19 protein-coding genes and 1 pseudogene are annotated in these 22,550 nt (G+C 62.9%); 9 read left to right on the top strand and 11 right to left on the bottom strand.

The features are described 5' to 3' along the window. The first annotated feature begins 92 nt into the window (after window positions 1-92). The 6 genes from AC1DZU_RS14930 (at window position 93) to AC1DZU_RS14955 (ending at window position 6,872) form a co-directional block, all read left to right on the top strand. Window positions 93-1,481, top strand: a complete 1,389-nt coding sequence (locus tag AC1DZU_RS14930) for an aldehyde dehydrogenase family protein (protein ID WP_477285820.1) — start codon at window positions 93-95, stop codon at window positions 1,479-1,481. An 18-nt stretch (window positions 1,482-1,499) separates the two neighbouring features. Further along, window positions 1,500-2,672 (top strand): iron-containing alcohol dehydrogenase, encoded by a 1,173-nt coding sequence (locus AC1DZU_RS14935; RefSeq protein ID WP_477285821.1) that lies wholly within the window; start codon window positions 1,500-1,502, stop codon window positions 2,670-2,672. Between the two features lie 243 nt (window positions 2,673-2,915). After that, window positions 2,916-4,022 (top strand): ABC transporter substrate-binding protein, encoded by a 1,107-nt coding sequence (locus tag AC1DZU_RS14940; protein WP_095084605.1) that lies wholly within the window; start codon window positions 2,916-2,918, stop codon window positions 4,020-4,022. A 64-nt stretch (window positions 4,023-4,086) separates the two neighbouring features. Beyond that, a complete protein-coding gene (locus AC1DZU_RS14945) occupies window positions 4,087-5,004 on the top strand; it encodes an ABC transporter permease (RefSeq protein WP_477285822.1) in 918 nt (305 codons plus the stop codon). Beyond that, on the top strand, window positions 5,001-5,792 hold the full coding sequence (locus AC1DZU_RS14950; protein ID WP_477285823.1) for an ABC transporter permease: 792 nt from the start codon (window positions 5,001-5,003) through the stop codon (window positions 5,790-5,792). The genes AC1DZU_RS14945 and AC1DZU_RS14950 overlap by 4 nt, the downstream gene beginning before the upstream one ends. Window positions 5,793-5,807: 15 nt before the next feature. Further along, window positions 5,808-6,872 carry an ABC transporter ATP-binding protein gene (locus AC1DZU_RS14955; protein ID WP_477285825.1) on the top strand — a complete coding sequence of 355 codons (1,065 nt, stop codon included), beginning with the start codon at window positions 5,808-5,810 and terminating at the stop codon, window positions 6,870-6,872. A 39-nt stretch (window positions 6,873-6,911) separates the two neighbouring features. Here the strand turns inward: AC1DZU_RS14955 and AC1DZU_RS14960 are convergent, their stop codons facing one another. Then, a complete protein-coding gene (locus tag AC1DZU_RS14960) occupies window positions 6,912-7,538 on the bottom strand; it encodes a glutathione S-transferase family protein (protein ID WP_477285826.1) in 627 nt (208 codons plus the stop codon). 127 nt (window positions 7,539-7,665) lie between these two features. Here AC1DZU_RS14960 and AC1DZU_RS14965 point away from each other — a divergent pair, with 127 nt between their 5' ends. The 3 genes from AC1DZU_RS14965 to AC1DZU_RS14975 all read left to right on the top strand — a co-directional run bounded on the left by AC1DZU_RS14965 (window position 7,666) and on the right by AC1DZU_RS14975 (window position 11,072). After that, on the top strand, window positions 7,666-9,216 hold the full coding sequence (locus AC1DZU_RS14965) for a cation:proton antiporter (protein WP_477285828.1): 1,551 nt from the start codon (window positions 7,666-7,668) through the stop codon (window positions 9,214-9,216). Window positions 9,217-9,307: 91 nt separating this feature from the next. Beyond that, window positions 9,308-10,219 (top strand): endonuclease/exonuclease/phosphatase family protein, encoded by a 912-nt coding sequence (locus AC1DZU_RS14970; RefSeq protein ID WP_477285829.1) that lies wholly within the window; start codon window positions 9,308-9,310, stop codon window positions 10,217-10,219. 7 nt (window positions 10,220-10,226) lie between these two features. After that, complete coding sequence (locus AC1DZU_RS14975; RefSeq protein WP_477285830.1) at window positions 10,227-11,072, top strand: EamA family transporter; 846 nt, start codon at window positions 10,227-10,229, stop codon at window positions 11,070-11,072. Window positions 11,073-11,081: 9 nt separating this feature from the next. Here AC1DZU_RS14975 and AC1DZU_RS14980 read toward each other — a convergent pair. From AC1DZU_RS14980 to AC1DZU_RS15025, 10 genes and pseudogenes are all read right to left on the bottom strand, one after another. Next, window positions 11,082-12,274 (bottom strand): annotated as a pseudogene (locus tag AC1DZU_RS14980) (MFS transporter). A 91-nt stretch (window positions 12,275-12,365) separates the two neighbouring features. Next, window positions 12,366-12,683, bottom strand: a complete 318-nt coding sequence (locus AC1DZU_RS14985; protein ID WP_477285832.1) for a Dabb family protein — start codon at window positions 12,681-12,683, stop codon at window positions 12,366-12,368. A 9-nt stretch (window positions 12,684-12,692) separates the two neighbouring features. Beyond that, entirely contained in the window at window positions 12,693-14,321 is a 1,629-nt protein-coding gene (locus AC1DZU_RS14990) for a GMC family oxidoreductase (protein ID WP_477285834.1), read from the bottom strand. A gap of 13 nt (window positions 14,322-14,334) precedes the next feature. Then, window positions 14,335-15,096, bottom strand: coding sequence for a 3-ketoacyl-ACP reductase (locus tag AC1DZU_RS14995; RefSeq protein WP_477285835.1), 762 nt, complete (start codon window positions 15,094-15,096; stop codon window positions 14,335-14,337). After that, window positions 15,093-16,610, bottom strand: a complete 1,518-nt coding sequence (locus tag AC1DZU_RS15000; RefSeq protein WP_477285836.1) for a GMC oxidoreductase — start codon at window positions 16,608-16,610, stop codon at window positions 15,093-15,095. Before AC1DZU_RS15000 ends, AC1DZU_RS14995 begins: the two co-directional genes overlap by 4 nt. A gap of 5 nt (window positions 16,611-16,615) precedes the next feature. Next, entirely contained in the window at window positions 16,616-17,731 is a 1,116-nt protein-coding gene (locus AC1DZU_RS15005; RefSeq protein ID WP_477285837.1) for an ABC transporter ATP-binding protein, read from the bottom strand. Between the two features lie 4 nt (window positions 17,732-17,735). Next, window positions 17,736-18,680: a carbohydrate ABC transporter permease gene (locus AC1DZU_RS15010; protein ID WP_477285839.1), complete on the bottom strand. Its 945-nt coding sequence runs from the start codon at window positions 18,678-18,680 to the stop codon at window positions 17,736-17,738. Further along, window positions 18,677-19,633, bottom strand: coding sequence for a carbohydrate ABC transporter permease (locus tag AC1DZU_RS15015; protein ID WP_477285840.1), 957 nt, complete (start codon window positions 19,631-19,633; stop codon window positions 18,677-18,679). Before AC1DZU_RS15015 ends, AC1DZU_RS15010 begins: the two co-directional genes overlap by 4 nt. Window positions 19,634-19,723: 90 nt before the next feature. Further along, window positions 19,724-20,977, bottom strand: a complete 1,254-nt coding sequence (locus AC1DZU_RS15020; RefSeq protein WP_477285842.1) for an ABC transporter substrate-binding protein — start codon at window positions 20,975-20,977, stop codon at window positions 19,724-19,726. Between the two features lie 59 nt (window positions 20,978-21,036). Next, window positions 21,037-22,548: an aldehyde dehydrogenase family protein gene (locus tag AC1DZU_RS15025; protein WP_477285844.1), complete on the bottom strand. Its 1,512-nt coding sequence runs from the start codon at window positions 22,546-22,548 to the stop codon at window positions 21,037-21,039. Window positions 22,549-22,550 lie beyond the last annotated feature (2 nt).

The raw sequence follows: 22,550 nt of genomic DNA on the forward strand, positions 1-22,550 counted from the left end.
TCCCGGTCACCATACGCGGGAGACTGCCGGGCAGGCGGATGAGGGCAGCGCCACGCCACAAGATTTTGTTGTAGAATGCGAGGACTTACAAAATGACCGAGACGGTCAAACTCAAATCCCCCATCGATGGCTCGATTTACGCCGAGCGGCCCGTGGCAACGGACCAGGCGACCAATGCCGCGGTCGAGCGCGCCAAGGCGGCGCAAGAGAAATGGGCCGAGACGCCGATCGTCGAGCGCGGCAAGTACATGCTGGCGATGCTGGAAGCGCTGGTCGCGATGACCGACGACATCGTGCCGGAGATCGCCTGGCAGATGGGGCGCCCGGTGCGCTATGGTGGCGAGTTCGGCGGCGTCAAGGAGCGCACCAACTATATGGTCGAGATCGCCGAGGCGGCGCTCAAGGCCGTGCCGGCTTCCAACCCGAAGGACGGCTTCCGGCGTTATGTAAAGAAGGACCCGCTCGGCGTGGTCATGGTGATCGCGCCGTGGAACTATCCTTACCTTACCGCGGTCAACACCATCGTTCCGGCGCTGATGGCCGGCAACGCCGTCATCCTCAAGCATGCGGCGCAGACGCTGCTGGTTGGCGAGCGCTTCCAACAGGCTTTCGACAAGGTTGGCCTGCCCAAGGGCGTGTTCCAGAACGTCGTGCTCAACCATGCGCAGACCGAGAAGCTGCTCGGTTCGGGCAAGATCGACCACGTCAATTTCACAGGGTCGGTCGGCGGCGGCCGCGCCATCGAAAAGGCGGCGGCAGGTACCTTCATGACACTCGGCCTCGAGCTTGGCGGCAAGGATCCGGCCTATGTGCTGCCTGATGCCAAGATGGATCATGCGGTCGCCAATCTGGTCGACGGCGCCTTCTACAATTCCGGCCAGTGCTGCTGCGGCATCGAGCGCGTCTACGTGCACGAAAAGGTCTATGACGAGTTCGTCGAGGGCTTCATCGCCGAGACCAAGAACTATGTCGTCGGCAATCCGCTCGACCAGGCAACGACGATGGGGCCGATGGCGCAGGCGCGTTTCGCCGACCTGATCCGCGAGCAGAAGGCCGAAGCTCTGCGCAAGGGCGCGGTGGCGCACATCAACATGAAGGTGGCCAATGACAAGGCCGGTTCGCCCTATCTCGCGCCGGAAGTGCTGACGCAAGTCGACCATCAGATGAGCGTCATGCGCGAGGAGAGTTTTGGGCCGATCGTCGGCATCATGAAGGTGCGCAACGATGAAGAGGCGATCGCGCTGATGAACGACAGCCCTTATGGGCTGACCGCTTCGATCTGGACCCGCGATACAGAGCATGCCGTCGCGATCGGCAACCGCGTCGAGACCGGCACGGTGTTCATGAACCGCTGCGACTACCTCGATCCGGCCCTGGTCTGGACCGGCGTCAAGGACACCGGCAAGGGTGCTGCCCTGTCGGCCATCGGCTATGACAATCTTACCAGGCCGAAGTCGTTCCACCTGCGCGAAGCCATCTGATTTTTCGAAAGACAAAAAATGTCCAAGCTGATCTCCAAATGGAACTACCCCACCACCGTTCGCTTCGGCGCCGGGCGCATCAAGGAACTGCCTGAGGTGTTGGCGGCCACCGGCATCAAGCGGCCGCTGTTCGTCACCGATCCCGGCCTCGGGAAACTGCCGGTCGTTGCCTCGACCCTGAAGATCCTCGACGATGCCAAGGTCCCCTACGGCGTCTTTTCCGAAGTGAGGCCGAACCCGGTCGAGTCCAATCTGACCGCCGGCATCGCGGTGTTCAAGAAAGGCAAGCATGACGGCGTCATCGCTTTCGGCGGCGGCTCGGCGCTCGATCTCGGCAAGCTGATCGCCTTCCAGGCCGGCCAGACGCGGCCGGTGTGGGACTTCGAGGATGTCGACGACTGGTGGACGCGCGCCAATTCCGACGCGATCGCGCCGATCATCGCGGTGCCGACCACGGCCGGCACCGGATCGGAAGTCGGCCGCGCCGGCGTCATCACCAATGAAGCGACGCACACCAAGAAGGTCATTTTCCATCCCAAATTGCTGCCGGCCATCGTCATTGCCGATCCGGAACTGTCGGTCGGCATGCCCGGCTTCATCACCGCCGGCACCGGCATGGACGCGCTTGCCCACTGCCTCGAGGCCTATTGCGCGCCGGGTTACCATCCGATGGCCGACGGCATCGCCGTCGAAGGTGTCCGGCTGGTCTTCGAGAACCTGCCGAAGGCCTATGCCAACGGCAAGGATCTCGTCGCCCGCGCCCATATGATGAGCGCCGCCGCGATGGGCGCCACCGCCTTCCAGAAGGGGCTTGGCGCCATCCACTCGCTGTCGCATCCGATCGGCGCGCTGTACGACACACATCACGGCATGACCAATGCGGTGTTCATGCCCTATGTGCTAGCCTTCAATCGGGACTCCATCGAGGAGCGCATCGGCCGGCTTGCCGCCTATTGCGGCATCAAGGGCGGCTTCGACGGCTTCGCCAAGGCGATCATCAAATTGCGCAGGGAACTCAAGGTGCCACATGCGCTGCCGGGCCTGATCAAGGGGCTCGACATGGACAAGAAGCGCAAGGGGCTCATCGCCGACATGGCGGTGGTCGATCCGACCGCAGGCGGCAACCCGGTCAAGCTGACCAAGAAGGCGGCCCTGACCTTGCTTGAAAACGCTATCGCCGGCACGGTGTAAGACGGTTTTCTTGTTGAAGATTGATCTGGAAAAATCAGGGCAAACCAAGGGGGAAGGGATGAAACACATGGCAGAAAGTAATTAGCCGGAAAAATAAGTGATGGCTAATTGCTACAGCCGGTTAAAAAGAGTTAACTTTTCGCGCTGCGATCAGCCGGTTTCACAAAGCTTTCATCTGGCTGTCACATGAAAACGATACCGGATCGCAGGCGTCCAACGGCGTCAGTTCAACGGAGAGAACACATGTTCAAATTCACGGGGAAAGTGCTTTCCCTTACGGCCGCGACCCTTATGGCGTCGTCGGTGATTTCGTCCGCGGCTTCGCTGGACGATCTCGTCAAGGCCGCTAAGGCTGAAGGCCAGCTCACCACCATTGCTTTGCCGCATGATTGGTGCGGTTACGGCGACGTCATCGCCGGCTTCAAGGCGAAGTATCCGGAAATCACCATCAACGAGCTCAACCCCGATGCCGGCTCCGGCGACGAGGTCGAGGCGATCAAGGCGAACAAGGACAACAAGGGCCCGCAGGCGCCTGACGTCATTGACGTCGGCCTGTCCTTCGGCCCGACCGCCAAGGCCGATGGCCTGCTGATGCCTTACAAGGTGTCGACTTGGGACTCGATCCCGGACAGCGCCAAGGATGCCGATGGCGCCTGGTACGGCGACTATTACGGCGTTCTGTCGTTCATGGTGAACAAGGATCTGATCAAGGAATCGCCTGCTGACTGGGCCGACCTGCTGAAGCCGGAATTCGCCAACGCCGTCGCCGTCGCCGGTGACCCCCGCGCTTCGAACCAGGCCATCCAGGCAGTGTATGCCTCCGGTCTGTCGACGGGTGCTGCCGCTGGTGAAGCTGCCGGCACCGCTGGTCTCGACTTCTTCAAGAAGCTCAACGCTGCCGGCAATTTCGTTCCGGTCGTCGGCAAGCCCGCAACGCTGGCCCAGGGCCAGACCCCGATCCTGATCAACTGGGACTACAACGCGCTTGCTGGCCGCGACACGCTGAAGGGCAACCCGCCCGTCGATGTCGTCGTGCCGAAGACCGGCGTCGTCGCCGGCGTCTACGTGCAGGCAATCAGCGCTTTTGCACCGCATCCGAACGCAGCCAAGCTCTGGATGGAATACCTCTATTCCGACGAAGGCCAGATCGGCTGGCTGAAGGGCTATTGCCACCCGATCCGCTTCAACGATCTCGCGAAGAACGGCAAGGTTCCGGCGGACGTGCTGGCCAAGCTGCCGCCGGCGGAGTCTTACGCTTCGGCCGTGTTCCCGACGCTCGACGAGCAGGGCAAGGCCAAGGAAGCCATCAGCAAGAACTGGGACGCCGTTGTCGGCGCCAACGTCAAGTAAGACTTGAAATCCACCGGGCGGCCGCCAGGCCGCCCGGCCTTCCCTCGAAGACGGTAGCCGGCGCATGACCGATCTCTCGCTTTCAAATCAGGCACTAGCCACCAAGCCAGCGTCGCCGAACCAGGCGACTGCGTTCCGCTTGCCGACGCAATGGATCGGCGTGGCGCCGTTCTTCATCTTTGCCCTGATGTTTCTGATCTTTCCCACGATCTATCTCGTGATCGGGGCTTTCCAGAACAGTGAAGGCCAGCTTACGCTCGACAACATCCTGCAATTGGTCAGCGACCCATCGATCAGCAGTTCCTACTGGGTTTCGATCAAGATCAGTTTCTGGTCGGCCATCATCGGGGCCTTTGCCGGGCTCGCAATAGCCATCGCAATCGTGCGCGGCGGACTTCCAAGCTGGACGCGCTCCGCGACCCTGACTTTTTCGGGCGTCGCCTCGAATTTCGCAGGCCTGCCGCTCGCCTTCGCGTTCCTGGCAACGCTCGGCCGTGTCGGCATCGTCACGACGCTTCTGCGTGACGTTCTCAACATCAACATCTATGCGATGGGCTTCAATTTCCTCACCACGTCGGGCCTGATCGCGGTTTATCTATTCTTCCAGATACCGCTGATGGTGGTCATCATCGTGCCGGCCATTGACGGGATAAAGAAGGAATGGGGCGAGGCGGCTGCCACGCTCGGGGCGACGCAGTCGCAATATTGGCGCATGGTGGTCATACCGGTTCTGTGGCCGAGCTTCCTCGGCACGGTTATCCTGTTGTTCGCAAACGCTTTTGGCGCCATCGCGACCGCTTATGCGTTTGCCGGTCCAGCGCTCAACATCGTCCCCATCAAGCTCTACTCGCAGATCAATGGCGACGTACTGCACAACCCGCAACTCGGCTATGCCATCGCTTTCGGCATGATCGTCATCACCGGGCTTGCCAACGTCTTCTACATCTGGTTCCGGACTCGCTCCGAAAGGTGGCTCAAATGAAGTCGGGAAAATTCTGGGCCTGGGTCGTCTTCATCGTCGGCGCCGCCTATTTCTTCATTCCGCTGATGGCGACGGTCGAGTTCTCCCTGCGCATGCGGCGTGGCGTGCATTCCTTTGACGCCTACCAGATTGTGCTGGGCGATCCGCGCTTCCAGTCGACCTTCCTGTATTCAGTGGTCGCGGCCGTCTTCACCATCATTCTCGGTGTGCTGATCGTGGTGCCGGCAGCGTACTGGATCCGGCTGCGCCTTCCGCAACTGCGGCCGATCGTCGAATTCATCACCCTGCTGCCGCTGGTCATCCCGGCCATCGTCATCGTTTTCGGTTACATCAGGATGTACGGCTCGAACTCGCCGCTGCCGTTCCTGGGAAGCAACATGGGCGCGAATGCCTTGCTGGTGATCGGCTATGCGACGCTGGCCCTGCCTTACATGTATCGTGCCGTCGATACCGGTCTGCGCACCATCGACGTGCGCACGTTGACCGAAGCAGCGCAGATTCTGGGCGCCGGCTGGGGCACGATCATTGGCCGCGTGATCCTGCCTAATGTGCTGATCGCCGTGCTGTCGGGCGCCTTCCTCACCTTTGCCATCGTCATCGGCGAGTTCACCATGGCCAGCCTGCTCAATCGGCCGGCCTTTGGCCCATACCTGCAGAACATCGGCGCCAACCGCGCCTATGAACCGGCAGCCCTTGCCATCATCGCCTTCGCCATTACCTGGGGCTGCATGTCGCTCATCCAGATACTGTCCCGCTTCGCGCCGAAATCGGCGAACCGCCCGAACTGACCTGAGAGAAAAGCCATGGCCGAGCCATTCCTATCCATCCAGCATGTGCGGAAGTCCTACGGTTCCAACACCGTGGTGCAGGATTTCAGCCTCGACGTCGAGCCGGGCGAATTCGTCTCGTTCCTCGGACCCTCCGGTTGCGGCAAGACCACGGTTCTGCGCATGGTCGCCGGCTTTGAGGAGCCGTCGGCCGGCAAGATCGTCGTCGCCGGCAAGGACATCACAAGGCTGAAGCCCAACCAGCGCAACGTCGGCATGGTGTTCCAGGCCTATGCGCTGTTCCCGAACCTTACCGTGGCGCAGAACATCGCGTTCGGGCTGAAGGTTGCCGGCATGTCGAAGGCCGACGCCGACAAGCGTGTCGCCGAGATGCTCGACATGATCAAGCTGCCACAGATGGCCGACCGCTATCCCTACCAGCTTTCCGGCGGCCAGCAGCAGCGCATTGCGCTGGCGCGTGCGATTGCGCCGAAGCCGAAGCTGCTGCTGCTCGACGAGCCGCTGTCGGCCCTCGACGCCAAGGTGCGCGTGTCGCTGCGCGAGGAAATCCGCTCGATCCAGAAGAAGCTCGGCATCACCACCATCTTCGTCACCCATGACCAGGAAGAGGCGCTCTCGATATCGGACCGCATCGCAGTCATGTATGGCGGCAAGGCCGAGCAGGTCGCCACGCCGTTCGAGATCTACAACCGGCCGGCGACCAAGTTTGTCGCCAATTTCGTCGGTACGCTGAACGTGCTCGAAGGCAAGGTCACCGATGCTGCATCCGGCAAGGTGCAGGTCGACACGCAGGAAGTCTCGCTCAAGGGCAAGCTCAATGGCTCGAAGTCCGGCGACACGCTGTCGCTTGCTCTGCGTCCGGAAGCCATTTCGCTAGGACTTCAGCCCGGTCGCGACTCCAGCCTTTCCGGCGAGATCTCCGAGGTGCATTTTCTCGGCTCTGTGATCCGGGTTCGCGTCGGCATCGGCGGCAACACCGTGTCGCTCGACACATTCAACAGCCCGGCCACACCGCCGCCCGCTGTCGGCGAAAAGGCCCAGATTTCGTTCTCGTCGAGCGATATGCTGGTGCTGCACTAGGCGGTAGAGCAGAAGGGGCAGAGGAAGAACCAAGCCTCCTCAGGCCGGCGCTGTGAATGGCTGCATGACTGTCTGAAAGACCGGCAGCGCTTCCATTTTTGCGGCATGTGCGTCCAGCGCCGGGAAGTCGGCCAGCGACACAAGCCCGGGATGCGCCTCGCCGATGAAGCGGAGCACGGCGGCAACCGCGATGTCGGCATGGCCGATGCGGTCGCCGAACCAGTAAGATGTCGACCTTCCCTGACGATCGGTTTCCAGGACTGCAAGGACAGCCTCGATCTGTGTGCGGCAGCGCCCGGCCCAAAGGTCGGAAACTTTCTCATGCAGCCGCGTCTCATAGAACAGGCTGACCGCCTTGTCGCCGAGGCCGGTTGCCAGGGCTGTTATCCGCAGCGCCTGGTGACGCGCCGGTTCGGCCGCCGGAAACATCCTCCGCTCGGCCGGAACGAGGCTGTCGAGATAGTCGAGCATCAAATGGCTTTCGATCAGCACCTCGCCATTGTCCAGCACCAGGGTCGGCACCCGGGCCAGCGGGTTGTAGGGCCGGATCTTGTCGGCATCGCCGAAGGCCGACCATGGACGGTGCTCGTAGGCGATGCCGTATAAGGTCATCGCAATGCCGACGCGGCGAACGAAGGGGGAGTCAAATTGGCCAATCAGGATCATCGTCGGACTCTTACGCTGCAAGTGACTGCTGGACATACTGCCACGGGGCTTGTGCGCAATGGCTAATCAACAGCATCTTGCTGGCTTGCCACTGCCGACAATGCAGCATCACGGGGGGTAACAGGCCATGGCTCTTTTCGAACTGACGCTTGTCCTGCTTTTGACTGCCGTTGCGCTGACGGCGCTGTCGCGACGGCTGGAGATTCCCTATCCGTCCCTGCTGGCCTTGGCCGGGGTCGGGATTGCCTTCGTGCCTGGTGCGCCAATGATCGAAATCGATCCGGAACTGGCTCTTGCCCTGTTCATTGCGCCGGTCCTTCTGGATGCCGCCTACGACACATCGTTGCGGGATCTCAACCGCTACCGGCTGCCGCTTGCGCTGCTGGCGCTCGGCGCCGTCGTTTTCACCACGGTGGTCGTTGCTTTCGTTGGCTGGAAGATGGCCGGGCTGCCGATCGCGGCGGCAATCGCGCTCGGCGCCATTGTCGCGCCGCCCGATGCCGTCGCGGCGTCCGCCGTACTCGGGCAGTTCAAGGTGCCGCACCGCATCACCGCCATCCTGCAGGGCGAGAGCCTGCTCAACGATGCCACCGCACTCCTGATCTACCGCCTGGCGGTTTCGGCAGCGCTCGGCTCGATCATGCTGAGCAACGCCATCCCGACGATCCTGCTGTCGACGATCGGCAGCCTCGTGGCGGGTTATCTGCTTGGCCGCTTTTCGCTGCTGACGCTCAGCCGGATCGAGGATGCGGCAAGCAGCACCGTGGTGCAATTCGCCGGGACATTCGGGGTCTGGATCCTGGCCGACAGGCTGGGCCTGTCCGCCATCATCACCATCGTCGTCTACGCCATGACCATTGCGCGGATGGCGCCGCGCCGCATGTCGGCCAGGCGGCGCGTCAGCACCTATTCGGTGTGGGAGTCGGCGGTCTTCGTGCTCAACGTGCTGGCCTTCGTGCTGATGGGCCTGCAGGCACGATCGATCGTCGGCCGCCTCTCCGGCGAAGGGCAAGGCGAAGCCTTTCTCTTCGCTGCAACGGTGCTGGCCGTAGTCGTCGTGGCGCGCCTCGTCTGGGTGGGGAGTTACGTTGCGATCATCCGATGGTTGGCCCGCTTCGGCAGCGAAGGCCAAAGGCGAGATGTGCCGACGTTTGGCGGCGCGGTGCTCGTCGGTTGGTGCGGCATGCGGGGGCTGGTGACGTTGGTGGTGGCCATTGCGCTGCCGGCGGGTTTTCCCGGCCGTGATCCGATCGTGCTTGCCGCCTTCGCGGTCGTTCTCGGCACGCTGGTGCTGCAAGGCATGACCCTGAAGCCGCTGCTGCGGATACTCAACTTCGACCCGGACAGAACGATCGACAACGAGGTGGCGCAGGCGCGAGTCGCCATCATGCAGGCAGCCCTTGACGTGTTGAGCCGCAAAACATCGGCGGCTGCTGCTGTTGTGCGCGAGCAGTATGAGGCTCAGCGCCTGATCGCTCAAAACCCGGAGGACGCACAGGCGGCAACCGAATATGACCGGCTGCGCCTCTATGCCATCAACCGCCAGCGCGACACGCTCGAGGAGCTGCGCCGCAACGGCACAATCGGTGACGAGGCCTATCACCGGCTTGAAGAGGAAATCGACTGGTCGGAACTGGCGGCATCGCCAGCTGGAAGTTTCCAGCCACTGACGACGTGAGATATCTGGCCCAAGCCGCTGCCATTTCCCTGCACATTGCAACCAATCTGCCAAACCGCTACGCCATCATCGAAATTGAGCCGGATAAGCAATGAAGCTGGTCAGCTACAACATCCAGTACGGGTTCGGCAGCGACGGCCGCTACGATCTTTCGCGTGCCGCCCGCATCGTCGCCGGCGCCGACATCATCGCGCTGCAGGAAGTCGAACGGCACTGGCCGCGCAGCAACTACGACGACCAGCCGGAGCTTATTTCCCGCCTGCTGCCCGACTATCACTGGGTCTATGGTCCGGCCTTCGACATGGACGCCAGCGAGCAGCGCGACGGCCGTCTGATCAACCGACGCCGGCAGTTCGGTACGATGGTGCTGTCGAAGCTGCCGATTGTCTGGTCGCGGCTGCATGCGCTGCCGATGCGCCGCACGCTGCGGCCGCTCAACACGCGCAACGCGGCGCTTGAATGCATGATCCGAGCGCCGGCCGGCCCGGTTCGGGTGTTTTCGTTGCATCTCGCCCATATCGCGGTGGAGGAGCGACTGGAGCAGATCGATTACCTCTTGGGCGAACATCGCCGTGCGACCCGCGAGGGCGGACCGTGGAGCGGCGTCGATGACGAGCCGGCGCGCAACTGGAGCAATGGCGGGCCGGAGCCGGAAAATCCGTTGGAAGCGATCTGGATGGGCGATTTCAACATGGAGCCGGGCAGCGCCGAGTATGGCCGTATCGTCGGCAACACGCCCTATCATCGCGGCGCCGCCTACCTCGATGGCTTCGTCGATGCCGCCGCCGTTGCCAGCCAGCCGACCGCGGATTTCCACACCCATGTGAAGACCATCGACGGCAAACTGGCCAAACGCCGGCTTGACCATTGCTTTGTCGGCGGCATGTTTGCCGGGCGCGTCCGCTCGGTCGGCGCCGATGTCGGCGAGGTCGCATCGGACCATTTCCCGCTGCGGGTCGACATCGACCTCGAAACGCCGCTCGCCATGCAGCGCGGCGGATGAGCCGGCAGTGACGCCCTTCGTCTTCTTTGCGGTGCTTGCCGCCGCCGCCATGCACGCGATCTGGAATGCGCTGGTCAAGGTGCATCTCGACCGCTTCCTGTCGATCACGCTGATGACGCTCGGCATGGGAGCCGCCGCCCTTGTTGTGCTGCCTTTCGTCGAAGTGCCGAAGGCGCAGGTGTGGCCCTACATCGTCGCCTCGGTGATCTTCCACATGGGCTACCGGACCTTCCTGATCGGCGCCTACCAGGCCGGCGATTTCGCCCAGACCTATCCACTGGCGCGTGGCACGGCACCTTTGCTGGCAGCCCTTGGCGGTATGTTCGTCGTCGCCGAGGTGCCGGCACCGCTTGCCATTCTGGGCATTTTCCTGCTGTCGGCCGGCACGTTGGTGATGTCGTTTCGCGGCGGTGCGCATCTGGAAAAGCTGAACCTGCGCGCGGTCGGCTTTGCGTTGGGCACGTCGATCTTCATCGCCAGCTACACGCTGTCCGACGGCAGCGGCGCGCGGCTGGCGGCCACGGCGCAAAGCTATGCCGCCTGGCTGTTCATCTGCGATGCGCTTGGAGCGCTGGTGCTCTGCCTCATCTTCCGTGGGCCGAAAGCGCTGCCGGTGCTGGCACGCGACTGGAAGGCGGGCCTGTTCACCGGCGTGCTCAGCGGCGCGGCCTACTGGATCGTGATGTGGGCGATGACCAAGGCGCCGATCGCCTCGGTCGCGTCGCTGCGAGAGACCTCGATCCTGTTCGCCATGATGATCTCGGTCTTCGCCCTCGGCGAGAAGATGACGCGCTGGCGCGCCGCCGCGGCGCTCAGCATCGTCGCCGGCGTTGTTGCGCTCCGACTAGGCTAGCTGTCGCCGTTAGCCCAGCACGGTCATCACCTGGCCGCGTCGCTCCGGACTGAAGCGGATGACGACGATGATGCAGACGGCAACCACGCCGGCAAAGAGCGCCAGCGCATAGCCGTAGCTGCCTCCAGGGGCTTCCGCGATGCCTGCCTGGTAAGGCCCGCCATAGGACGCTGCGAGATTGCCGGCCTGATAGATGAAGCCGGGCAAGGTCGCCCGCACGGACCCCGGCGAAAGCTCGTTGAGATGCACCGGGATGACGCTCCAGGCGCCCTGGACCGCGACCTGCATGACGAAGGCGCCGATGGCGAGCGTGAAGGGCGTTGTGCTGTAGGCCCACAGTGGAATCGACGGCAAGGCAATCAGGCACGCCAGGGTGATGGCGTTGACGCGGCCGATCTTCTCGGACAGATGGCGCCGATGTTGGCGACGATGGTGATCCAGCTCACCGTATGCGGATCGAAGCCGTGCTGCTTCTTCAGGAAGGTCGGGTAGAGGTCCTGTGTGCCATGGCTGAAGAAATTGAAGAACATCATCAGCACGACGGCATAGAGGGCGACGCCCCAGTGCTTTTGCAGGGTTTCCAACAGTCCCGGCCTGGCGGTCTTCTGCGCGTCGACGAAGGCCGGCGATTCCGGCACGTGCGAGCGGATGAACAGCACGATCAATGCCGGCACGAAGCTGAGCAGGAACATGGCGCGCCAGCCGATCGTGTAGCCGCCGATCGTTTGCTGATAGAGCAGGCCATAGACCACTGCCGCCAAGAGGTAGCCCGTCGGATAGCCGCATTGCAGGATGCCCGAGACCATGCCGCGCGCGCTGGGCGGGATAGACTCCATTGCGAGCGAACTGCCAAGTCCCCATTCGCCGCCCATGGCAATGCCGAACAGGGCGCGCAGTGCCAGGAAGATGCCGAGATTGGGCGAGAAGGCGGCCAGCGCGCCAATCACCGAATAGCTGACGATGTTGAGCATGAGGATGGGCTTGCGCCCGTATTTGTCGGCAAGCATGCCGAAGAAAAACGCGCCGATGAAGCGTGTCGCCAAAGTCAGGAACAGCGCCTTCGAGACGGCCGGAACGTCGGTCTGGAATTCAGTCGCAATATCCGTGAGCAGGAATGTCAGGAGGAAGAAATCGAAAGCGTCGAGCGTCCAGCCCAAAAATGAAGCCAGGACGGTTTTCTTCTGTTGGGAATTGAGGTTCAAGACGTTCCTCCTTTGCCGTCCCCGGGCAACGATATGTCGCCCGGTCGGCAAAAGAGAACAGCTGGTCAGCCGGCTTTCGAAAAACCGGCGGTCACTTTTTCGTAAGATCGAGATCGAAGACCATCAATCCGTCGGTGCCGCCTTCGAGTGCGGCGACCAGTCGGGCGCCGGCGCGCTGATGCGCCTCATGCACCAGATAGGCGTCGCGGGCGGCGGCATCGCGGAAATCGATGGTGAAGCCATGGGTGAAGCCGCGCGCGAACGGCTCAGGGCTGACATTGGCGCTGAGTTGGACCGTGTCCATGCCGTCGATCACCTGTCGCAGCGCCTCGAGGTCGGCATGGATCGCCATGCGCTCGGCGGAGGGAACATCGTTGCGAAACCTGGCGAAGACACAGTGCCTGATCATCTTTTGCTCCTAAGCCGCCCGGTTTCCGGAAAACACGGCCGGCGGCAGCGGCTCGCGGTCGAGGATCAGATCGGCACCCTTTTCGCCGACCATGATGGTCGGCGCATTGGTGTTGGAGGAGGGCACGCGCGGCATCACCGAGGCGTCGCAGACCCGCAGGCGCTCGATGCCGCGCAGTCGCAGATCCGGCGTCACCACGGCCATGTCGTCATGGCCCATGCGGCAGGTGCCGACCGGATGATGGTCGGTCTTGGAACTGCGGCAGGCATAGTCGAACAGCTCGTCGTCGCTGGCGAGCGACGGGCCGGGCAGCACCTCGCGCAACACGTAGGGCGCAAGCGCCTTCTGCCGCATGATCTCGCGCGCCAGCCGCAGTCCCTTGATCGACATGGCGCGGTCGTAGGGGTCGGACCAGTAGTTCGGATCGATTAGCGGATGGTCGGCAGGGTCGGCGCTCTTAAGCCGCACCGTGCCGCGCGAGCGCGGCCGCAGGAAGGCGGAATTCAGGGTGACGCCCGGGTTGTTCAGCTTCTCGACGCCGGCTTCGATGCCGGAGCCCAAGCCGAGGTGGAACTGGATGTCGGGCGAGGCGGCGGTCGGGTCGGCGTACCAGAAGCCGCCGGTCTCGAACAGGCTGGAAGCCACCGGCCCCTTCTTCAGCAGCAGATATTGCAGGCCGGCCCAGGCCGTGCGGTGCAGCTTGGCGTAATTGTCATAGGTATGGTCGCCGGTGCATTCGGCGATGACGAACAGGTCGAGATGGTCCTGCATGTTGGAGCCGACGCCGGGCAGGTCATGCACTGGCCTGACGCCGACCGACTTCAGATGCTCGGCCGGGCCGATGCCCGACTGCATCAACAGCTTCGGCGAGCCGATGGCGCCGGACGAGACGATCACCTCGCGGTCGGCGCGCAGGATTCTCTTCTCGCCGCCCGGCCTGTCGACGATCTCGACGCCAATGGCGCGGCCTTTCTCGACGACGATGCGGGTCACCAGCACATCGGTCCTGACAGTGAGGTTCTTGCGCGCGCGGATCGGCCTGAGATAGGCGACCGAAGCGGAGGAACGCCGCGCATCCTTCTGGGTCAGCTGATAGTAGCCGACGCCCTCCTGGCTGGCGCCGTTGAAATCCGGGTTGAAGGGAATGCCCATCTCCTGGCCGGCGCGGAAATAGGCCTCGCAGATCGGCAGCGGTGAGATCGGGTTCGACACCCCAAGCGGGCCCTGGTCGCCATGAAAGTCGTTGGCGTAGCGCTGGTTGTTCTCGGCGCGCTTGAAATAGGGCAGCACATCGCGATAGCCCCAGCCGGCGAGACCCTCTTCCTTCTCCCAGGCGTCATAGTCGCGGGCATTGCCGCGCGTGTAGATCTGGGCGTTGATGGAAGAACCGCCGCCGACCACCTTGGCCTGGGTATACCAGAAGACGCGGTCCTTCATGTGCTTCTGTGGAACGGTCGACCAACCCCACGAAGCAATGCCCTTGGTCATCTTGGCGAAGCCCGCCGGCATGTGAATGTAGGGATGCCAGTCTTTTCCGCCGGCTTCCAGCAGCAGCACCTGATGCGTCGGATCCTCGCTCAACCGGTTGGCCAGAACGCAGCCGGCCGGGCCGGCGCCCACGATGATGTAGTCGGTCATGACACTATCCACCTTACAGCCGCGGCACGGAGAGCGCGCCGTCGACATTGATGATCGAGCCGGTCGAAAAGCCGAGCTTGCCGCCGGCAAGCGTCGCCACCACGGCACCGATGTCCGATGCTTCGCCCCAGCGCTTTGCCGGCACGAGCCCGCCGTCGATCAAGGCGCCATATTTGGCGGTGACGCCTGATGTCATGTCGGTGTGGATGATGCCCGGCCGCACCTCGAACACAGCGATGTCCTCGGCGGCGAGCCTGAGCGCCAGGGTCTTCACCCACATCGAAAGCCCGGCTTTCGAGATGCAGTAGTCCGGCCGTTCCGGCGACGCCATTTCGGCGCTGACCGAGGTGATGGTGATGATCGATTTCGGGTGATCGCCAGGTGCAGCCAGCATCGCCTTGGCGACGGCCTGGCTGAGGAACACGGTGCCGCGCAGATTGATGCCGAGCACCTTGTCGAAGTTCTCCGGCTTCAGCTCCAGGAGGTCGCCGCGAACCACGGCGCCGACACCGGCATTGTTGACCAGGCAGTCGATGCGGCCGAAGGCGCGCATCGCGGCGTCGACCAGTGCCGCATGGCCGCCGAGATCGGCGATGTCGCAGCTGACATAGGCGAACTTCGCGCCGTGCGTGGTGATGTCCTCGGCTAACCCGTCAGCGGGTTTTTCGGCAAGGTCGGCGACGAGGATATCGAAGCCGGCATCGGCCAACGCCTGGGCGCAGGCAAGGCCGATGCCGCGTGCGCCGCCGGTGACGATGGCCGCCGGGCGGCTCATGCCGAAAGCTCTGTCTTGCGAATATGGTCGGCGACACGCAGCGCTTGCGCGGCGATCGACAGCGCCGGATTGACGGCGGCCGAGTTCGGCAGGAAGCCGCCATCGACAACGAACAGATTCTGGTGGTCGAACGACCGGCAATATGGATCGAGCGGCGACGTGGCCGGATCGTCACCCATCTTTACCGTGCCGCACTGGTGCGACGGCGTGCGCTTGTCAAAGGGGCGCGACAGCACGATCGGATAGCCGCAGGCGCGGAAGTTTTCGCGCATCACCTTGGTCAAGCCGTCGAGCGACTGCATGTTGGAGCGCCGCCATTGCATGACGATGTCCTTGCCGTCGACCATGATGCGGCTTTCGGGATCAGGCAGGTCCTCGCACATCAAGTACCAGTCGACAGCATGGCCGGCCATGAAATCGAGCGCGAATTTCGGCGCGAACTTCACATTGGCGCTGAGGATGTTGCCGTCGATCTTGCCGAGCAGCTGGACGTTGCCGAGCGGCTTGCCGCCCCTGCCGTCGGACAGATAATAATCGTTCAGCATCAGCGTCTTCTGGTAGACGGCATCGTTGCGGCGGCGCGGATCGATCGCCAGCATGGCGCTGGAATTGTGGTTCATGAAATTGCGGCCGACCTGGTCGGAGCGATTGGCGAGGCCCTTGCCACCTCCCTTGCCGGTGGCGGGTGACGGCGAACGCAGCAGGATGACGGCCGAATTGACCGCACCGGCGGAGAGAATGACCAGCTTCGGCGTCAGCTTTTTCAACGCGCCATTCTGGCGATAGTGAACAGCGACGATGGTTTTGCCGTCGGCCGAGGCTTCGAGATACTCGACATAGGCGCCGGTCTCTAACTTTATGCTCGGGTCGGTCAGCGCCGCCGTCAGGGGTCCCGTTTGCGCGTCGACCTTGCCTTGGCCGGTGTTGGGAAACGCGTCCCAGCCGGTCTTGCCATCTTTCAGCCAGGCGTCGATGTCGACGCCGAGCGGCAGCGAGGCCGGATGCAGGCCGAGGCCCTTGAGCTCGGCGCGGGCGCGCGCGATCGGCGCCTCGTCGGGCACCGGCTTGAAGTCATAGGGGATCGAATGAAACGGCTCGGTCGGGTCTTCGCCCAGTGAGCCGCGCACGCGAAACAGCTGCTCGGCCTTCGAATACCAGGGTTCGAATTCTTCATAGGAAAACGGCCAGGCCGGCGAGACGCCGCCGAAATGCTCCATGGCCGCAAAATCTTCCCTGCGGTAGCGGATCAGGACCGCGCCGTAGAATTTCGAATTGCCGCCGACATAGTAGTAGTTGCCGGGATTAAAGGCCGCACCGCCGGCCTCGCGCCACATCTCTTTCGGCCGGTAATGACCGTCGACGAAGATCGAACGCGTGTCGCGCGCATGCGGCGTTGCCGGCAGGGGTTCGCCGCGCTCCAGCATCAGGATCGAGGCGCCGCTGCCGGCCAGACCGGAGGCGATCGTGGCGCCGCCGATGCCGGAGCCGATGATGACGATATCGGGATTGGTCATCTCGGTCAGAGAATGCGGTTTTCGGTCGCCGGATCGAAGAACACCGCCTTGGTCAGATTGAAGGCGAGCGGCGTGTTGGTCCCGGGCTGGATGTTGGCGTCGGCGCGCAGCCGCGCCACTACGCCCTTGCCACCGAGATTGGTGACGGCGAAGGTGTCGGAGCCTGCCGGCTCCACCACCTCGATAAAGCAGTCGGCGGTGGCTATGTTCGAGGCATTGCGCTCGGCGCCTTCCGGATCGGTCAGAGCTTCGGGGCGGACACCGAAGATGATCGGCTTGCCCTGAAATGCAGACAGGCCCGTCGGCGCGTTGGCCATCGGCAGCGAGATCGGCTCGCGTGCCTCGCGCTGCAGCACGACGGACAGCGCGTTGCCGTTGGTGCCGATCGTCGCCGGGATCAGGTTCATTGCCGGGGAACCCATGAAGTCGGCGACGAAGAGATTGGTCGGGTTGTTGTAGATCTCGGCCGGGGTGCCGAACTGTTGCACTTCGCCGTCGCGCATGACGGCGATCTTGGTCGCCAGCGTCATCGCCTCGATCTGGTCGTGGGTGACATAGACGATGGTGGTGCCGGTGGTGGCATGCAGGCGCTTGATCTCGATGCGCATGTCGACACGCAGCTTGGCGTCGAGGTTGGACAACGGCTCGTCGAACAGGAACAGTTTGGGGTCGCGCACCAGCGCCCGGCCCATGGCAACCCGCTGGCGCTGGCCGCCGGAAAGCTGGCTTGGCTTGCGCTGCAGGAGGTGGCCGATCTGCAGCACCTTGGCCACCTTGTCGATGGCCTGCTGGCGCTCTGCCGCCGGCACGCCACGCATCTCCATGCCGAAGGAGATGTTTCCGGCCACCGTCATGTTCGGATAGAGCGCATAGCTCTGGAAGACCATGGCGATGTCGCGCTTGGACGGATGCAGATCGTTGATGGCGCGGCCTTCGACACGGATTTCGCCCGAGGTGATCGTCTCCAGGCCCGCGATGGTGTTCAGAAGCGTGGACTTGCCGCAGCCGGACGGCCCGACGAGCACCAGGAAGCCGCCTTTCTCGAGTTCGACATCGATCCCCTTGAGGATCTCGACCTGGCCGAAGCGCTTTTTCAGACCATTGATTTCCAGAAAAGCCATCAGATTATCCTTTGACGGCGCCAGCCATCAGACCGCGCACGAAATAGCGGCCGGCGAGCACGTAGACGAGAAGGGTGGGCAGTGCCGCGATCATCGCGGCTGCCATGTTGACGTTGTATTCGACGACGCCGGTCGAGGTATTGACGACATTGTTGAGCGCCACCGTCATCGGCATCACGTCGCCGGAGCCGGCATAGGCGGAGGCGAACAGGAAGTCGTTCCAGATGTTGGTGAACTGGTAGATCACCGTCACCACGATGATCGGCAGCGAGTTGGGCAGCATGATGCGCCGGAAGATCTGGAAGAAGCTTGCCCCGTCGATCTGCGCCGCCTTCACCAGCTCGTTCGGAAACGTCTCGTAATAGTTGCGGAAGAACAGGGTGGTGAAACCGATGCCGTAGACGACGTGAACGAATACCAGGTTCACGGTCGGATTGCCGAAGCCGAAGGTGAAGCCGGTCGCGTTCTGCAGCTTGACGCCGAACCTGCCGAAGCTGCCGAGGACCGTTGCCATCGGCAAGAGGACCGACTGGAACGGGATGAAGCAGGCAAACAGCATCAGCCCGAACACCAGCGTCGCCCCGCGAAAGCGCCACTTCGTCAGCACATAGCCGTTGAGCGCGCCGAGCAGGGTCGAGATGATGACTGCCGGAACCACCATCTTGATCGAGTTCCAGAAATAGCCCTTCATGCCGACGCAGGTCAGGCCCGAGCAAACTTCGCTCCACGCTTTTATCCATGGCTCGAAGGTCGGCGCTTGTGGCAGCGCCAGCATGTTGCCGTTCTGGATCTCGTCCATGGTCTTGAACGAGGTGACTAGCATGACGAACAGCGGCATCAGGTAGAACAGCGCGAACAGCGCCAGCAGCCCGTAGATGACGATGCGGTTGACGATCCTAGCGTTGACACCGCCGGAGGGTTGACGGGCGGGCGTGGTGATGGCGCTCATCGCGGCTTCTCCCGCAGTTCCGAATAGAGATAGGGCACGATGATGGCGACGATGGTCATCAGCATGATCACGGCGCTGGCCGAGCCGACGGCCATCTCGTTGCGCTTGAAAGTGTATTCATACATGAAGTTCGACGGCAGCCAGGCCGAGCCGCCCGGCCCGCCGCTGGTCAGCGCCACGACAAGATCATACGACTTGATGGCAAGGTGCGCGAGCACGATGAAGGCCGACAGAAAGATCGGTCGCAGCAGCGGGATGACGATGCGGCGATAGAGCTGGAAGGTGGTGGCGCCATCGATCTGCGCCGCCTTCATGATCTCCCCGTCGATGCCGCGCAGGCCGGCCAAAAACATCGCCATGATGAAGCCGGAGGCCTGCCAGACGCCGGCAATGACCACGGTGTAGATGACGAAGTCCTTGTTCTTGATCCAGTCGAAATGGAAGCTCGTCCAGCCCCATTGATGCAAGGTCTGCTCGAGGCCGAGGCCAGGATCGAGGAACCACTTCCAGGCGACACCGGTGACGATGAAGGACAGCGCCATCGGGTAGAGATAGATCGGCCGCAGCACGCCTTCGCCGCGGATCTTCTGGTCAAGCAGGATGGCCAGGGATAGGCCGAGCGCCAGGCAGATGAAGATGTAGAGAAAGCCGAAAATGCCCATGTTGGTGATCGACGTGTACCAGCTCGATGGCGGGTCGGTGTCGAAGGTCCAGCCCCACAGCCGCCGATAGGCGCGCGAGCCAGTGATGACATAGGACGGGAAGGTCTTGGAATTGGTGAAGGACAGATAGATCGTCCACAGAATGAAGCCGTAGACGAAGATAATGGTGATGGCGAAGCTCGGCGCCAGCACGATCTTCGGCAGGGCATCCTGCAGGCGCGAGCGCACCGAGGCGCGCGGACGGGCGTGCTCCGGCGTCAGCTTGATCTGGCTTGTCGCTACCGTGCTCATAGGGCTCCTCCCGTCGACGCGAGGCCAACCAGGTTCGCGGATCGGAGCCTTCCCCGCCGGGGCGGGGAAGGCGTTTTTGGTGTGTGGCGCTTACTTGGCGTCGTCGATCGCCTTGACCAGCTCGGTCACGGCCTCGTCCGAGGTCTTGATCTGGCCGTGGACGAACTTGGTCACGACATCCTTGTAGGCATTGGCGATCGCGGGCGGGGCGCCATAGCCCTGGGCCAGCGAACCGAACAACGTGCCCTTCTCGTTGGCGGCCTTAAGGTCGGCGATGCCCTTCTTGCCGCAGGCGTCGAAGTCGGTGTCCGGAACGTCGGTGCGGGCCGGAACCGAGCCCTTGACGACGTTGAAGGCCGACTGGAAGCTCTTCGACAAAGTGGCGGTGGCAAGTGCCGCTTGGGCGGCCTTGCGGTCGTCAGATACGTCGAACATGCCGAACACGTCGGAATTGTAGACGACGCTGCCGTCGGTGCCCGGGAAGCGGTAGCAAAGGAAATCGGTACCCGGGGTCTTGTTGGCGGCGTGGAACTCGCCCTTGGCCCAATCGCCCATGACTTGAACCAGGGCATCCCCCTTGATGACCATGGCTGTGGCGAGGTTCCAGTCGCGGCCCGAGAAGTTCGGGTCGACATAGGTGACGAGCTTGGCGAGGTTGTCGAACGACTTCTTCATCGTGTCGGACTTCAGCGATGCATCGTCGAGGTCGTTGAAGGCCTTCTTGTAGAACTCAGGTCCGCCGGTCGACAGCACGACCGAGTCGAACATGGTGGCTTCCTGCCAGTTCTGGCCACCCAGGGCGAGTGGAATGACGCCGGCCGCCTTGGCCTTATCGAGCAGCGCAATAAGGTCGTCGAAGGTCTTCGGCTCGGTGCCGCCGATCTTGTCCATCACCGCCTTGTTGATCCACAACCAGTTGACCGAATGGACGTTGACGGGCACCGCGACCCATTTGCCGTCATAGACGGTAAACTTCTGCAGCGCCGCGGGAACAACCTTGTCCCAGCCCTCTTTGACGGCGATGGCGGTGATATCGCCCATCTTGCCGGCCGCCGCATAGTCGAGCGCGGTGTAGCCGAGCATCTGAGAAGCCGTCGGCGGATTGCCTGCAGCCACCATTGCCTTCAGCGCAACCATTGCGGGGTCACCGCCACCGCCGGCCACCGGCACGTCCTTCCAGGCATAGCCTTCCTTGGCAAGGTCCTGCTTGAGCACGTTGAGGGCAGCCGCTTCGCCGCCCGACGTCCACCAATGCAGCATCTGCACTTCCTTGACGTCCTCGGCATGGGCCGCGAAAGCAAAGCCCGATGCGAGGGCCGTTCCGATAAGCAATTTGCGCAACATGTACTTCCTCCCTTGTTGCATCTACACGACCGGCGGATGCCCGCCGGGTTCTTCCCAACTCAGCCGACCCACCACCCGGTGCGCTGGCCGCGATGAAACTGGATTGTCTTTTCTTCGGTATAATCCTCGACGGCGCGTTTGCCGAGTTCGCGTCCGAGACCGGACTGCTTGTAGCCTCCGAATGGCAGTTCGGGATAACCTTCCATGAACGTGTTCACCCAGACGGTTCCCGAACGCACATTCCGCGCCACCGACATGCAGGTGTCGATGTTGGCGCTCCATACGCCCGCGGACAAACCATAGGGCGTGTTGTTGGCGATGTGCAACGCCTTATCAATCGATTCAAAAGTCAGCACCGAGAGCACCGGGCCGAACACTTCTTCGCGCGCGATGGCCATATCTTCGGTGACGCCGCGGATGATGGTGGGATCAAGGTACTGGCCGGCATTCGAGGCCAGCTGTTTGCCGCCGCTGTAGACACTGCTGCCGTCGCTCGCCGCTGCCGTAACGTAGCCGGCTACCTTGGCCAGATGGTCGGACGAGATCATCGCGCCGACCTTGGTGTTGTCGTCGAGCGGATCGCCGACCGTCACCCGGGCGGTGAGCGCCTTGACCGCGCCGAGAAAATCATCGGCGATAGCCTTGTGCACGATCAGCCGGCTGCCGGCATTGCAGCATTCGCCGGCATTGAAGAAGCCGCCGAACACGGCAGCGTCGGCGGCCGCTTCGAGGTCCGCGTCTGGAAAGACGATCTGGCCGTTCTTGCCGCCGAGCTCCATCGAGACTTTCTTCAGCGACTGCGCGGCCGAGGCCATGGTCATCTTGCCGACGCGGGTGGAGCCGGTGAACGAGACCATTTCGACCAGGGGATGGCTGACCATCGGCGCGCCGACATCGGCGCCAAGACCGGCGAGGATGTTGACGACGCCGGCGGGCAGGCCGGCCTGCATCAGGATGTCACCGAGAACAAAGGTCGAGGCCGAGGTCATTTCGCTCGGCTTGACCACCGCCGTGCACCCGGCGGCGAGCGCGAAGGGCAGTTTCTGACTGACGATGAGGAAAGGGAAATTCCATGGCGTGATGATCGAGACGACGCCGATCGGCTCGCGCAGCACCACGCCAAGCATGGCGTCGCCGAGATTGGCGTAGGATTCGCCGTGCAGGGTGCGGGCGAGCGAGGCGGCATAGCGCCAGATGTCGACAGCACCACCAATTTCGCCGCGCGCCTGGGCGATCGGCTTGCCGGATTCCAGTGCGTCGAGCCGGGCGATCTCCTCCAGCCGCGTCTCTATCAGGTCGGCCGTCTTGAGCAGGATCGCGGCGCGCTCGGCCGCCTTCATGCGCGGCCATGGGCCTGTCTCGAACGCCTTGTGCGCGGCTTGCACCGCGGCTTCTACTTCGGCTTCGCCGGCCTGTGCATAGTGCGAGACGGTGAAGCCGTGGCCAGGGCTCTTGCGTTCCAGCGTGCGGCCATCGCGGGCATCGACATGTTTGCCGTCGATCAGCAGCCGATAGGTTCTTGGCGCTGTGGATGCCTCGGCGGGCATGATGATGTTGAGAGGGGCGTTCATCT

Source organism: Mesorhizobium sp. P2_A12 (genome assembly GCF_056405075.1).